Annotated in this window: 16 protein-coding genes; 9 read left to right on the top strand and 7 right to left on the bottom strand. The window is 62.1% G+C overall.

The window, feature by feature from the left end; genetic code table 11:
- Positions 1–232 precede the first annotated feature (232 nt).
- The 7 genes from ASF77_RS07220 to ASF77_RS07190 all read right to left on the bottom strand — a co-directional run bounded on the left by ASF77_RS07220 (position 233) and on the right by ASF77_RS07190 (position 6,160).
- Positions 233–1,306 carry a hypothetical protein gene (locus ASF77_RS07220; protein WP_056336925.1) on the bottom strand — a complete coding sequence of 358 codons (1,074 nt, stop codon included), beginning with the start codon at positions 1,304–1,306 and terminating at the stop codon, positions 233–235.
- A gap of 163 nt (positions 1,307–1,469) precedes the next feature.
- Entirely contained in the window at positions 1,470–2,570 is a 1,101-nt protein-coding gene (locus ASF77_RS07215; RefSeq protein WP_056336923.1) for a relaxase/mobilization nuclease domain-containing protein, read from the bottom strand.
- Between the two features lie 36 nt (positions 2,571–2,606).
- Positions 2,607–3,179: a hypothetical protein gene (locus ASF77_RS07210; protein WP_056336919.1), complete on the bottom strand. Its 573-nt coding sequence runs from the start codon at positions 3,177–3,179 to the stop codon at positions 2,607–2,609.
- 369 nt (positions 3,180–3,548) lie between these two features.
- Positions 3,549–3,704 (bottom strand): hypothetical protein, encoded by a 156-nt coding sequence (locus ASF77_RS24090; protein WP_156648776.1) that lies wholly within the window; start codon positions 3,702–3,704, stop codon positions 3,549–3,551.
- Positions 3,705–3,903: 199 nt separating this feature from the next.
- Positions 3,904–5,046: a ParB/RepB/Spo0J family partition protein gene (locus ASF77_RS07200; protein WP_056336913.1), complete on the bottom strand. Its 1,143-nt coding sequence runs from the start codon at positions 5,044–5,046 to the stop codon at positions 3,904–3,906.
- A complete protein-coding gene (locus ASF77_RS07195) occupies positions 5,043–5,840 on the bottom strand; it encodes a ParA family protein (RefSeq protein WP_162244836.1) in 798 nt (265 codons plus the stop codon). Before ASF77_RS07195 ends, ASF77_RS07200 begins: the two co-directional genes overlap by 4 nt.
- A 14-nt stretch (positions 5,841–5,854) precedes the next feature.
- On the bottom strand, positions 5,855–6,160 hold the full coding sequence (locus tag ASF77_RS07190) for a TrfB-related DNA-binding protein (RefSeq protein ID WP_056336907.1): 306 nt from the start codon (positions 6,158–6,160) through the stop codon (positions 5,855–5,857).
- Between the two features lie 138 nt (positions 6,161–6,298).
- Here ASF77_RS07190 and ASF77_RS07185 point away from each other — a divergent pair, with 138 nt between their 5' ends.
- The 9 genes from ASF77_RS07185 (at position 6,299) to ASF77_RS24080 (ending at position 13,054) form a co-directional block, all read left to right on the top strand.
- Positions 6,299–6,745: a hypothetical protein gene (locus ASF77_RS07185; RefSeq protein ID WP_056336904.1), complete on the top strand. Its 447-nt coding sequence runs from the start codon at positions 6,299–6,301 to the stop codon at positions 6,743–6,745.
- Between the two features lie 413 nt (positions 6,746–7,158).
- On the top strand, positions 7,159–7,446 hold the full coding sequence (locus ASF77_RS24500) for a TrbC/VirB2 family protein (RefSeq protein ID WP_056336901.1): 288 nt from the start codon (positions 7,159–7,161) through the stop codon (positions 7,444–7,446).
- 1 nt (position 7,447) lies between these two features.
- Positions 7,448–7,822 carry a type IV secretion system protein VirB3 gene (locus ASF77_RS07175; protein WP_056336897.1) on the top strand — a complete coding sequence of 125 codons (375 nt, stop codon included), beginning with the start codon at positions 7,448–7,450 and terminating at the stop codon, positions 7,820–7,822.
- Positions 7,819–10,356 carry a VirB4 family type IV secretion/conjugal transfer ATPase gene (locus tag ASF77_RS07170; protein WP_162244835.1) on the top strand — a complete coding sequence of 846 codons (2,538 nt, stop codon included), beginning with the start codon at positions 7,819–7,821 and terminating at the stop codon, positions 10,354–10,356. The genes ASF77_RS07175 and ASF77_RS07170 overlap by 4 nt, the downstream gene beginning before the upstream one ends.
- 9 nt (positions 10,357–10,365) lie before the next feature.
- Positions 10,366–11,037 (top strand): type IV secretion system protein, encoded by a 672-nt coding sequence (locus ASF77_RS07165; protein WP_056336890.1) that lies wholly within the window; start codon positions 10,366–10,368, stop codon positions 11,035–11,037.
- A 32-nt stretch (positions 11,038–11,069) separates the two neighbouring features.
- Positions 11,070–11,528: a hypothetical protein gene (locus ASF77_RS07160; protein ID WP_056336886.1), complete on the top strand. Its 459-nt coding sequence runs from the start codon at positions 11,070–11,072 to the stop codon at positions 11,526–11,528.
- A 42-nt stretch (positions 11,529–11,570) separates the two neighbouring features.
- Positions 11,571–11,834, top strand: coding sequence for an EexN family lipoprotein (locus ASF77_RS07155; protein WP_056336882.1), 264 nt, complete (start codon positions 11,571–11,573; stop codon positions 11,832–11,834).
- Positions 11,835–11,843: 9 nt separating this feature from the next.
- Complete coding sequence (locus tag ASF77_RS07150) at positions 11,844–12,890, top strand: type IV secretion system protein (protein ID WP_056336879.1); 1,047 nt, start codon at positions 11,844–11,846, stop codon at positions 12,888–12,890.
- 14 nt (positions 12,891–12,904) lie between these two features.
- A complete protein-coding gene (locus tag ASF77_RS24080) occupies positions 12,905–13,054 on the top strand; it encodes a hypothetical protein (protein WP_156648774.1) in 150 nt (49 codons plus the stop codon).
- Positions 13,055–13,057 lie beyond the last annotated feature (3 nt).

Genomic DNA, 13,057 nt, shown 5'->3' with positions numbered 1-13,057 from the left:
CGGGTTGGCGCGCATCGAATGATGGTTGCGGATCGAGCGCAGCATCGTCCCGGGCAAGTGGCCAGCTGCGGGTTGACCAGCCAGCTTTGCGCTAAAAGGACGCCGCAGTTACCGTCCACGATGGATCCGCAAGGCCCACGCTATGCGCGGCGGATAACCCAGCCGGCAAAGGCTGGTCGCGCCAGCACCTTTGCGAGCAGGCGCATCATTTTGTGGCCTCTTTCAGGGCGAGCTAAACGTCCGCGTCGTCGGCCGGCAGTGCGCAGGGAATGGCGCATTCGCACTCGGCATAGCGCCCTGCCTTGCACGACGGGCAGAGAGGGATCGGCTTGCGCAGCATGTCGAAGCGATCCATCGCCTGGTCGAGCCCTTCGCCGAATTCCAGCGCGGCCCACACTTCGGCCGGCAGCTTCTTGGCATCGCGCAGGAGGCGATACCACCGGGCGTCCCGTGAGTCGTCTTGTGATTGGGCGACGGCGTCTGCCTGTGCGGCGACTTCCGGTGCAAGGGCCGGATCATCTAAATGGCTCGTGCGAATGAGACGCACCTGATCGACAGTCGTGGCCAGTACGTCGGCAATCGCCTTGTCGCTCATGCCTTTACTGTGCATCAGCTTAACGACGGTGGTGCGGGCGGCCAGATACTCGCGCCGAGGGTCGGCTTCCTCGGCCGGGAAAGTCGAGTCCGCGGCATCTGCAAAGTCCGTGGCCAATTGGGCCCCTGCGGCGAAGCCTGCCTTGTATGCCGCGCGCCGGTCGGGATCGTCGGAATAGCGGTAGGGATTCTGGGGCGACTTGCTGGCGAGGGCGTCGCCCATGCCTGACTCATACGCATCGCAGACTGTCTGGATGTACTCGTAGTGCCCGTGACCTGCCGTCTGCCACGGACGCTTCAGGCCCTCGTCGGAGGAGCGTTGGCGTGCCGGCGGCGGTGCCGGATTGCGTGCCACTGGATGACTGAGCTGCATTACGTCGACCGGCGGCCGGTTTGCATGCACCTTGTCGATGTCGGCTTCCTGAAGGAAGAGCATGTGAGCTAGCGCTTCCTGCGTCCGGCTCGCATGCAAGCGAGACTCTTCATCGAGCATGAGGCGCGCACGGATCGTCAGGCACATGACATCGTGTCCGCGGCCTTGGTGCAGCTCGCGTTCGCAGTCCTTACAGTACACAGCGCCATCCCGCATGAACGTGTCGCCATGCGCGGCATATTGGACAAATTCCCTCCAACCTTCGGGGGCGAGTTCCAGGCGCTGCGGAACCAGCGGTGCCGTGCTCAATTGAACCGGGTAGAAATCCATCGTGTCCATTGCGTCTCCCACTCGTGTAAACACCTCGTCAAGGCGGCCGGGTGCTCTTACAGTCTAGGACAGCCCGTCCTATTCGGCCAGGCTGAAATGTCCTACCCGGATTGCGCTGGGTCAGGACAGATCGACCTATTATGGGGAACCTTTATAGCGGATTTTTCCGAGGTCACAGGCCTCGTTCCTGCATGCGGTTTCTTACTCGCTCGGCGAGTGCGCGCTGCATCTGGCGCCGTTCGGTATCCAGTGGCGGCATGTCCTGCATAAAGCGCTCAACCTGTTCGGCCAGCTCGGCGTCGCCTTCCCGCCGCAACGCGGCGGCGCTTTGCGCGAGCTTGCGCAGCTCATCGCGGCGACGCGCCGCCATGGCCAGCTCCCACGGCTTGGGCCCGGGGGAACCTTCATGAAGCTCCTTAGCCGCCTCCATGAAGCGCGCGAGCTTGGCCCTGCTGATCGCCCTGCCCTCCTTGCCGGAGCGCTGCTCGTCCTCGCTGCGCTTGTCGATGCGCCACTCCGCGGCGCCGTGTGCTTTTAGCGAGATGCCGCGTTCGGCGCGCGGCGTCGCGTTGGCGTCGATCCCGCGCGCACGCAGTTCCGCGGCGAACCGTTCGCGCCAGGCGCGCAGCGTGCTCTTGCGGATATACAGGCGCTTGCCGTCCTTGTCCTCAGCCCGAACGATGACGTGAACGTGCGGGTGTTCAGGCACTTTGTTGCCTGGATCCGTCTCCGGGGTGTGCAAGGCCATCACATACTCATGCTTCTGGAAGTGCTCGCGCGCGAATGCCTGCACCGCGTCGAACACTTTGTCCGGCGCAGTTTTAGCCGGCATCGAAAAGAGGATGTTGAACGAAGGGTGCAAGGGTTCGCCGCGGGCGCTACATAGCCGCTGCATGTCGAGATCCCAGCGCGCGTGAGTCTCCCGGATCGCATCACGGCCATCGATGGGAGCGCCGTGCTCGTCCACCGTCAGCAGGCGGCCGTTGCGGGATATGTAGAGCATGTAGCGCAACACGCCCTTGATCGCGGCCCGGTCGTCAGCGTGGCCGCGGCGGCTGCCGCTGACGATGATGACGACCTCAGGCGCACGGCGCAGGGTTCGCTGAAGCTGTTTCTTGATCTCCGGCCAGCTACGATCGTCCCGCCAGCGCGCTTTGCCGCCCTGGCGGCGCTTGCGTCCATCCGGTACGTCCGGGGGCGGCCGGTACACCAGGCGCCGGATTCCCGACTTCCGGCCGGGCTGGTCGTGTTCCAGTATTTCATCGTTGTCCATGCCGGCATCCTCCCTTAGGGCCGCGTCTTCTGGTTGTCAATCGCTTGAGTCCACCGCGATTCCCCATCCGCGGACGTTTGCACCAATCAGCTCCTTCACCGCATTGGTTTCAAGATCGACCAGCATTCGCACCAGGTCGATCTCCATGCCCATGGCCTTGTGCGCCTCCTTGGGTGAGCTGTTGAGCGAGCGGGCGATCTGGTTAAAGTTGCGACCCAAGTCCGCGAGCTGGCGCGCAACCTGGCGTAGTGCATTTATCTCGGCCGCACACATTACGGGACGCGCTTCAATGTGGGCGGCCGTCAGACTCGCGAGGTAGGTGCCAGGGAACCACCGGCGCTCCTCTGCCAGCCGGGACAATTCCCCGTAGTGGTATGGCTGGAGACGGATGATCACCTGCTCGGTGCGTGTTTCGAGCGGAGGCGGAGGCGCCAGGATCAGGCTCGACCTCGGGGCCTTCGCCGGCGGCTCGTCGATCCGCAGCCTCCCCGCGAGGAATTCTGCGAGCACGTGCCCGGCCAGGCTCGAAGGCGTCCAGGAGCGCGCCCGCGCCTCCTCGTAGAACTGGTTCTTCATCTGCGCGCTGACTGCTGCTCCGATCGTGGCCATGTCGGCTCCAGGCGAAAACGGCGGTTGCGATTCGATTTCTCTCCGTTGGCCGGGCCATCCGCATCCAACGGTTCACGCTTGCAGACTGGTTTTTATTGAGGCTGGATAGACTGTCGTCTTAAAAGTTTAAGCGCCGTTGGCTCTTAAACTTTAGTCCTCGTCCCTTCGGGACTGCGGGCGCACTTCGCACCCCGACTTCGACCGCGCAAACGGGCGAGCGGCGGCAAGCGCTACAGCCAACGCACCCCTTAAAGACATCGCGCGATCGCTCGCGCAGTTTGCAGGCTGCGCCGGCAATCGTCCACCGTCCAGGACAGCGGGCAGTAAATACGGTTTGCGTTTCATGACCGGGTACCGATGCAGATCCGTTCAAATGTCACTCACTACCACGACACCCTCCGGCGCCACGAGCCGGATCAGCGCGTCGTAGCCGGCCGACACCAGGCCGGCGGTGAGCGTGATGCCGCCGGCGACCCACATGATGTCGGCCAGATCCCGCCTAAAGAGTGCGAGGAATAGAAACACGAACAGGCCGCATGCACTTACCCCGCGTGCAAGTGGGCAGACCACCCGCCCGGCCAGCGACAGGAGCACAAACAAGATAAAGCGCAGTGTCCTCAACGCTGCCTTGGTAATGGATCATGCGATTGCTTTCAAATCGGGATTCATGTCGTCCTCCATGCGGCTAATGGCCAGGCCCATACGCACACGGGCCGCGTTGCCGCTACCTTTTCTTGAATACCAGATCCGACACCTTCACTTCGAGCGGCGCGTCGTGCCCATCGACGGTGACTTTAACGACCGTATCGCTTTCAAGGGTTGCCGCCCTGCCCTTGTATTGCACGGCGATGCCACGGTGGCCGTCCCTTACTTTGACCGGCGATGCGCCAACCGTATCCCGGGATCGGGCCGCCGGCGCCGTTTCGTCATGACGAAACGCGTAATATTTGTCGGCTGGCGGCACCAACGCCGTCGGCGCTGCTCCTGCGGCCGCGCAGTCAGCGACGCGCTCCTGCCCTGCTCTGATGGCTTGCGAGGTCTCCGCGGCAATGGCAGCCTCGTCTTCCGGATTGTCGTCGGCTGCAACGCGTGTATCTTCGCCTGGACGAGATTCCGGCATGCCGGCCACATCCGTGGGTGGCGCAGCCTCGAGCGAAGCTAATTGGGAGATGTCCGGCGCCGGTCGCGGGTCGCGCAACATGGTCACCAAGGCCCTAATGGTGTCCCGGGTAATCGCAGCGCCGCCGGCACACCAGGAATCAACCTGCTCCGGAAACTCATCGCGCGCCTTGCGCAGCTCGTACAGGGTACGCGGCGACTGCACCCCCGCGCTGTATGCCCCTACTAGGCAGGCGGGCGGGTCGATCAGGGCTAGGTGCTCCGTCACGAAAGCCTGTCCCGACTTGTGCAGGCCTGCCGCAATGTCGCCCTTGCTCATTCCTTCCGTGATTTTCCTCTGGATGAACGTGGCCAACTCCCACGGGGTCAGATCGCTGCGTTGTTCGTTTTCGTTCACCTGGTCGAAACTGTTGAAGTCGCGGTCGATGAAATACGGAATGTCCGCGTGCCCGGCAACTGTGGCGCCTTCGAACCGGCAGTGACCGGCGTTGATGATCCACTTATTTGGAATCGTCGGGTGCGGGCGCAGCGAGATCGGATTCTTTACACCACGCGCGGCGATGTTCGCATTCAGTTCACGTTGCTTCTTCTGCTTCTCGGGCGATCGCTCCTCGAACGGCTTACGCGGGTTGTCCGGATCCGAAAGGATGTCGGCCAGCGCCATCCTGGGCGGCAGGCCAGCGTCCGCTGCCTGCGCCTGGGCCCGCGCCGCGTCAGCAAGCCCTGTCAACTTCAGCATTCCATTCATGCCTCAGCCCTCCCCGCATCCCTTGTATTCTTCATCCGCTCCATCATCAGATTGAAAACGTCCCGCATTTCCCTTGCGGCGTCACGCGCGGCCGTCTTCACGCGCATCTTGCCGTCCTCACCGCGCTCCTTGAGCTGCCACACGGGCACCTGCGCGCCTGCTGCCTCGCGGTATGCCTGGCGGTCGGTGACAACCCGCGGGAACATGAACTGGCTATAGTCGGCAAGCAGCTGCTTGAAGTCCCGCACCTGCGTCGGTTGCCTGGGGTCGTACTCGCTCGCCATGATCCCGAAGTTCACCAAGCGGGGATTGAAGTGCTTCTGGATGAACATGATCCGCATGAGCACCTCGGCTGAGACGTCGACGCTGAACGAGTCGATCTTGCAGGGGATGACAGTGAAATCGCTGACAGCGAGGAAGGCGTTGGCGATGCGGCTGTTCGCTCCCGGCGTGTCGAACGTCAGGTAGTCGAAGTGCGCGGCGAGCTCCAGCAAGCGTGCCTTCAGGTTTGCCAGCAGTTCATCGTCCTCGAGCGGAGAGCGCTCGAGGGCAATCAGGCGCGCCCGATCACTTGGAATCAACACCAGTTTGGCGAACTTTGCCGGCAGGGGCAGTGGCCGGCTGTCGAACAGATCCGCCGATGTGAACTCGGTAATCGCGTAGGGATTCATTGCCTTGGTGGCGTTGCTCTGCTCGTCGCCGTCGACCAGTCCGGAGCGGTAGCCTTCATCGGCCGCGTAGTGGGCGAAGTTGTAGCCTGTCGTGGTCTTGCCGACGCCGCCCTTCTGGTTCACCGGAATAAACGTCCTCATTTTTGTGCCTTTCGAACGATCGCCGCCAAGTACTTCACGAGCCGCGCAAAGTCACGCGGCAGTAATACACTTACCGTCTCCCATCCCTCAGGCCGGTCACTGTGTTCCAGGTGCAGTCGCCAGGCTCGACCCACCATCGCGCTTACCGCTTCCTTGGTTACCTGCAGTTCGATTGCGATGTCCTTCTGCTGTACGCCGTCAACCAGAACGCGGCGAATCGCCTCCACGTTTTCCTGCTTGAACTGTCCCAGGTGCCGCCGGAGCGCGTCGAATTCTTCCTCTTGAAGCCGCTTGATGGACATGACTTCCTCTGGCTTAGCAACATCGATGAGCAAGTTTTATAGAGGTTCACGTTAAGTCAACATGCACCGTTTGTGAAAAATCAAACGGCGCACGTAATTGGCTGGCTACCTTGACTGCATAACTTTTACGAGGCGACCATGTCCCCCCGCTTTGCAACCCTCGCCCTGCTTTCCGTCGTATCGGCGTGCGCGCAAGCGCAGTCTGGCTATCCGACCGTCGACAAATCGTTGCAGAAAGCACGAGACGGCGACCGCAGCATGATCCTCGAAACCGAGTTGCATGCCGAACGTGCGGCGTTGGCGAAGGCAAAGGCCGGTTTTGACGCGCTTGCAGTCCACCGGCACACGGAGAACATCAAGGCGCTCGGACGCGAGCTGGCGGGTACAGGCGTCGCGCCGGCACCCGCATCCGAATTTCGTCATGACGAAACAGCGCCTTTGGTGGTGCGCGCCGTCCGCCCACCGGCTGCCAGCGTACCTGCCCCGAGCGTGCCCAAGGCCGAGCGCCCCGCCCGCTTCTGGGATCCTTATACACGCAGCATCAGCAGCGATGGTTCCACCGATTCGCGAAGGGAATCCCCATGAGCGCTCACCACATCGATGCCCGTGCAAACGCGCGGCGCCTATCCGATTGCGCACACGGCGCCGCAAGGAACAGACGACGACGACAGTGCTCCGGCCCGCGAGGCCGAGCTGCGAGCCAGACGCGTGCTGCCAGCCAGAACGCATACTGGTTCAATGCCGCCACCTTCCACCGGTGCACCGAGACCGTCGAGTCGTCCGAGCACCCGCCGTCAGGAGAAAGCAGCCGACCGGCGCTCTTCCCAATTTTGTCATGAGGAAATAGCGCCTTCGATGGTTCGCGCCAGCGACGTCCCACGCGACACCGTCAGCGCTTCCAGTGCACCGAAGGCCAACAGCCCTGTCCGCATCTGCATCCCAAACAGCGACAGCAGTAACACCACCACATTTTCAAACGTCTCCCGGAGGGACTGACTATGAGCATTACCTGCACTCGCATTGCCACGGCACTGCTCCTGTTTGCCGTGTTTCTTTTGTCTGCGGAGCCTGCATTCGCGCAGTTCACGCAAACCGGGGCCCAGGCGAAGACCTGGCTTGTCGATCTGCTGACCCCAATCGTTGGGATCGTCGTCATCTTCCTGTTCTTCGCCTGCCTGGCCGGTAAGGCGCACTGGGGCCTGTTCGCGCTGGCAGTCGTCGGCATCATCGGCTTCTTCGGCCACGAGCAGGTTATTTCGATGGTTCGATCCTGGGGAGGAGCGTAACGTGGAAAACGAAAAAGGCATCGATGTCGACAATCTCGCCGTGGGTCCGACGCGGCCCTCGACGGTGGCCGGCGTGCCGTACGTGGCCTGCATCCTGAACGGATTCATTGCACTTGAAGCCATGATCTGGACGCGCAACGTCGCCTGGCTCGGATTATTCATCCCGCTACACGCGGTCTGCTTCCTTATCACGCTCAACGATCCGCGTGCGTTCGAGCTGCTGTGGCTATGGCTGAAGACGACCTTTGCCAACCTGGTTGCAACCCACTGGTACTGGTCGGCTTCGTCGTACAGCCCCCTGGTTTTTCGCGAGCGGCCAGGCTTGTTCAAGCGGTGGCGTTTCGAGCGCCGCATGAAACAGGAGACCGAATCATGACGGTCGCCGTGAAAGCAAGAGCAAGGCGAGAGTTAGCCATCCGGCGCGAGACGCCTGTGGCAGAGAACCTTCCCTACGCAGGGCACCTCACGCGCAGCATCATCGATACCACCGGTGGCGACCTTCTGTGCGTGCTGCGCGTCGGCGGCGCATCGATGGAGTGCGCCGACGACAGCGTGATCAACAATCGCCATGAGCGCCTGAACCGGGCCGTCATGAGCCTGGCAAATCCACGCATCACGACCTGGCAGCATATCGTCAAGACGGAGGAAAGCCAGTACCCGGACGGCCACTTCCCGCCCGGCTACGCGCGCGAGCTGAATGATCGGTACAGGGCTAAGATCGGGGGCCTGCGCCTGATGGCGAACTACCTCTATCTCACGGTCGTACTGCGCCCATATCGTACCCGGGCGGAAGGCCTTTTTGCCAAGCTCGTCGCTGGCCATAGTCGGGAATTCCACGCCAAGGTGCGTGAGCAGCACGTGGCCGAGCTGGAGGACATCGTGCGCAAGCTGGTGGCCTCGCTCGGCTACTATGACGCGGCACCGCTGCAAGTGCACGAGCGCGATGGGGTGCTGTTTTCCGAAGCCGCCTCGTTTCTGCAGTTTCTCGTCACCGGCCGATGGACACCAGTACCGCTCGCCCCGGTTCCCCTGCGCTATCTCATCGGCGGCGTGCGGCCGATCTTCGGCAATGAAATTGTCGAAGTGCGGAATCCAGGCGGTACGCACTTCTGCGCCATTCTGGGTATTCACAGCTACCCGCAGGTAACCACGCCGATGTTCCTGGAAGAGCTGCTGTCCCTGCCCTTCGAGCTGGTCGTTACGCAGTCGTTCGAATTCAAGACCAGGGACGCGGCAATGCGCGGTATGACCCTGGCCCGCAACCGCATGGAGAGCGCCGGCGATGCTGCAACCTCACAGATCGATGAGATAGCGGAAGCTAAGGACGACGTGGCCTCGCGGCGCTCCGTCGCGGGTGCGCACCACTACAGCGTACTTGTCAAGGCGCCGACGCTGGACGAACTGCGCGATAACATCGCCGATATCGACGCCGTGCTTACGGATGCCGGCATCAAGCCTGCGCGCGAAGACCTGGCGAGCGAGAGCGCGTACTGGGCACAGATGCCGGGGAACTTCATGTTTCGGCCGCGACTGTCGCCGATCAACAGTCGCAATCTGTGCGGGTTCATCCCGCTGCACAACTTTCCGATCGGGCGGCGCAAGGGCAATCACTGGGGCGATGCCCTCTCCATGCTGCTGACCAACGGCGGCACGCCCTTCTACTTCAATCTGCACGGATCAGATCCGAGGGCAGCGAACGGTGGCAACAAGAAGGACGTCGGCAACGCAATGCTAATCGGGCCGACTGGAGCAGGGAAGACCGCGAAGGTCGCTTTCACGCTCATGATGCTGCAGAAGTTTGGCGTTACCTCCGTCCTCTTTTCGACTGACCGCGACACTGAGATCGCGGTGCGCCGTTTGCGCGGCAAAGTGTACCGCCTGTGCCTGAACGAGCCGACCGGGCTCGCGCCATTTGCGCTCGACCCGGCCGAGGCGGTGAACGTGCGCCACCTCCGTACGTTGGTGCGCAGGCTACTAGCCCGGCCAGTGGTCACGGATACTGGCGCCGAGGTCGACACGAAGCCTCTCACCGTCCAGGATGAAAAGCGGCTCGATGGCGCGATCGATTCGGTGCTTCGTATCCCGCGCGAGTCCCGTCGCCTCGGGCGTGTGCTCGACTTCCTGCCGAAAGGCGATCTGTACGAACGTCTTGCGCGCTGGTGCTATGCGCGCGAGCTTGGGCGCGAAGATGGCCCGCTCGCCTGGGTGTTCGACAACCTGGCCGGCTCAATCGCCGACGAGCTCGGATCGGCCGCGACTACCGCATTCGACACCACAGCCTACCTGGACGATCCCGAACTGCGCACGCCGATCAACATGCACCTGCTGCACCTGACCACGCGCCTTGTGGATGGGCGCCGCTTTGCCCTGTTCGTTTCCGAATTTTGGAAGCCCCTAGGAGACCGCCACTATGCGGCGTACTTCAAGAAAGCGCTCAAGACCGTCCGCAAGCTGGATGGGCTCGTGGTGCTCGATACGCAGTCCCCGAGCGATGCAGTGACCCTGCCGATCGCACGCACCTTGATCGAGCAGTGCCCTACGCTCATCCTATTCCCGAACGACAAGGCCGACAAGCGCGAATACGTGGAATACATCGGCTGCTCCGAGCGCGAATACGACTTGGTGAAAAAGGATATGCCCGAGGGACAAGGCTATTTCCTCCTCAAGCAAGGCAAGCATTCCATCGTATGCCGACTGCCGCTCGATGGGATGGAAGACGACATGGCCGTGCTGTCGGCCCGCTCCACCAACCTGGCGCTAATGGATCGGCTCATCGCGCAGTACGGCGAAGATCCGGACGCATGGGTTCCTCACTTCAACCGCGAAAGGGTCAAGCATGCTTCCAACCCGCGCGCTAGTGATCTCGGCATCGTCCCGGCCGACTCGACCTCCATTCGATCCGCTACATAAGGAGCAATCATGAAACTCCGTACCCTCGTTCTCGTAATTGGCCTGGCCTGCGCTTCAGTTAACGTCCACGCGCAGTTGAAGGTGATCGATCCCGCGGTGCTCGCGCAAGCGGGCAAGCAGGTGAGAGCCTGGGGTGAGCAGTACCAGCAAATGCGCACCCAGATCGACACCATGAATGCGCAGTTAAAGGCCATGACGGGCAACCGCGGCATGGCGACGCTGCTCCCACATGTCGCGTCTGAACTTCCGCCCGACTGGGCACACGCGATGTCCCAACTGTCTGCGCTTGCCCGGCAGATCAAGGACGCGGGCGCTGTGCTGACGCCCGAGCAAGCGACTTTTCTCTCACCCGACGTGCAAACGCTTCTGGCGCAGATGCAGGACGTGTCGGCGGCAAACAAGGCGATGGCTGAAATTGCGTACAGATCTGCCGCCGCCCGGCACTCGCGCTTGCAAGGCTTCACCGACGCACTAGCTTCTACTCAGGATCCGAAAGCCGCCTACGATCTGGCCAACCGAATCGCCATCGAGCACGCGGCGCTCATGCAGGATCAGAACCAGCTGATCGCGGCCGCCAATGCCGCCGCTGTCGAAGAGCGCGACCAGAAGCTGAGGATAACGCAGATGCGCGCCGCAGCCTTTGGCACCGCCATGCCGAGGATCGACACGGCGCTCCCCTGAAGCGGTGCCTCAAGAACTTGACGGAGAGTCACATGCACACTGCTGAAATTGCTGCCGACCTGACCACTCCCTTGATGGCGCGTGCCCCAATGGCTGGGCTAGCCATACTCGTGCGCGCAATCAGTCAAGATTTCGATAATCGGTTCGGCTCCTTTGGGCCGGATGCGTCGACCAAGGCCCAGCTCGTCGCGCGCCTCAGGCTTTCGGTCGAGCAGCTGGTCGTCCTTACTACGGTTAGCGGGCGCTGGCACTTTGGCGGGCTTCTTGTACAGGCATTTGAAGTCAGTAAAGCCTTGTTGACTGCAGCGTTCGCCCTTCGTCTAACAAACACATTCCTCGCTGCGTATCTCGGGGCGGTTCTCTGGTGCTACGCATGCATCGCAATTCTTTATGCCATCGGAACGGTGGCGTGTTCACTGTCCGTCTTCCTTGGTGGGTATTGGCGGCTGGCGCACAGTGGCCCAACTACCGATACCGATCCAGACGCGTAGTCAGTTCCTTCAGCTTCGTTCTCAACATTCAGGAGAATCACAATGGCTCGTATGCTTTTCATTGCCCTGGCTCTGTCGCTCGCGGCCTGCACGAGCGACGAAGTGACCAAGGCCGTACCCGAGGCGAAGCGGGTCTATACCGTCGACGAATTCCTCGCGCAACCGGATCTGCGCAAGAAAGTCAGCGCTGTATGCAGCAACGACCCCGGGCGCACCGGCCACGACGCCAACTGCATCAACGTACAACGTGCTGACCGTATCGCGTCGTTCGGCAGCATCGCCCGCATGCCGAGAATAGTGCCTTAGGAGGATGCCATGCCCTTCAACTCCACCTTCTATACTGACATCCTGACCTTCATCAACGGCGTCTGCGATGCCTACGTCGGCCAGAATGTCGCAGCCATTGCGCGCCTCGTTGCGCCGTTCGTGGCCTCCATGCTTGGAATCTACGTCCTCTTGTGGAGCATGGCCACCATGCGCGGCGCGATCCGTGAACCCTTCGATGACTTCATCAAGCGCGTCCTTACCCTGACCGCAGTGCTTACCGTCGGCTACAACCTGGCCGTCTATAACACCTTGATTACCGATACCTTCCTGCGCGGACCGGACGAATTGATTGCAAGCCTCGCGCAGTCGACCGGTACCAACGGCGTTGTCAGTGGGCTCGACGCCATGTTCGCGCAAGGCGTGGAGCTGACCGGCCGCTACTGGGCCAAGGCCGGAATCCTCCACGGCGACTTCGGCATGTACGTTATCGCCGCCGTCGTCATGATCCTGACCATTGTCGTTACGGCCTACGGCTTCTTCCTCATTGCCGTGTCCAAGGTCATGGTCACCATCCTGGTCGGCTTAGGCCCGCTGGTCTTCATCGGCCTGCTGTTCGAGGCCACTGCCGGCTTCTTCAATTCATGGATCCGGCAGATGACGAACTACTTCCTGGTGCCGGTGCTGGTCATCATGGTCAACCTCCTGCTCATGACGCTGTTTTCACGCTCCGCAACCAGTGCGCTTGCCGTCACGCAGGCAACTGAGGTTTCTCAGGCATTCCCGTTTCTCGCAATGGGCCTGATTTGCCTGCTGGCGCTGGCTTCGGTGCTGAGCGTGGCGGCGGGCTTGGCCGGCGGCGTGGCGCTGTCCTCATTCGGCATGGGGCGCTTCACGGGCGGCCTGCTCAAACACGGGGCCAGCAAAGTGATCGGAACAGCGGCGCGACCGGTCGCGTGGGCCGGGAAGAAGGCGGTACGCGCGGGCTGGCATGCCTACCAGAACCGTCAGCGCAACAGTGTCTCACGTACCCCGACGCCTGCACCGCGATCTGTCACCGCTGCGCGGGAGCATGCGCGTCCCCGTCTCCCCATATGACCCACGAGGAACCTATGCGCAAAATCTTCACGTTGCTGGCGATCGCAGCCAGCGTAGCAGGCTGCGCAAGCACCCTGCCCACCTGCGACGGCAAGAACCGCCGCCCTATCAACGCCCCGGATCGTGCCGAGGTATTCCACCCAAGCTGCGGTATGGCCGCCTGAGGA

The organism is Massilia sp. Leaf139 (assembly GCF_001424165.1).
Lineage (GTDB): Bacteria > Pseudomonadota > Gammaproteobacteria > Burkholderiales > Burkholderiaceae_D > Telluria.
This window is presented reverse-complemented; position numbering and strand designations above follow the sequence as displayed.

Bases quoted from the DNA above. Each gene is read 5' to 3' on its own strand.
- ASF77_RS07220 (WP_056336925.1), bottom strand. From the start codon at position 1,306: ATGGACACGATGGATTTCTACCCGGTTCAATTGAGCACGGCACCGCTG.
- ASF77_RS07215 (WP_056336923.1), bottom strand. From the start codon at position 2,570: ATGGACAACGATGAAATACTGGAACACGACCAGCCCGGCCGGAAGTCG.
- ASF77_RS07210 (WP_056336919.1), bottom strand. From the start codon at position 3,179: ATGGCCACGATCGGAGCAGCAGTCAGCGCGCAGATGAAGAACCAGTTC.
- ASF77_RS07200 (WP_056336913.1), bottom strand. From the start codon at position 5,046: ATGAATGGAATGCTGAAGTTGACAGGGCTTGCTGACGCGGCGCGGGCC.
- ASF77_RS07190 (WP_056336907.1), bottom strand. From the start codon at position 6,160: ATGTCCATCAAGCGGCTTCAAGAGGAAGAATTCGACGCGCTCCGGCGG.
- ASF77_RS07185 (WP_056336904.1), top strand. From the start codon at position 6,299: ATGTCCCCCCGCTTTGCAACCCTCGCCCTGCTTTCCGTCGTATCGGCG.
- ASF77_RS24500 (WP_056336901.1), top strand. From the start codon at position 7,159: ATGAGCATTACCTGCACTCGCATTGCCACGGCACTGCTCCTGTTTGCC.
- ASF77_RS07170 (WP_162244835.1), top strand. From the start codon at position 7,819: ATGACGGTCGCCGTGAAAGCAAGAGCAAGGCGAGAGTTAGCCATCCGG.
- ASF77_RS07165 (WP_056336890.1), top strand. From the start codon at position 10,366: ATGAAACTCCGTACCCTCGTTCTCGTAATTGGCCTGGCCTGCGCTTCA.
- ASF77_RS07160 (WP_056336886.1), top strand. From the start codon at position 11,070: ATGCACACTGCTGAAATTGCTGCCGACCTGACCACTCCCTTGATGGCG.
- ASF77_RS07155 (WP_056336882.1), top strand. From the start codon at position 11,571: ATGGCTCGTATGCTTTTCATTGCCCTGGCTCTGTCGCTCGCGGCCTGC.
- ASF77_RS07150 (WP_056336879.1), top strand. From the start codon at position 11,844: ATGCCCTTCAACTCCACCTTCTATACTGACATCCTGACCTTCATCAAC.
- ASF77_RS24080 (WP_156648774.1), top strand. From the start codon at position 12,905: ATGCGCAAAATCTTCACGTTGCTGGCGATCGCAGCCAGCGTAGCAGGC.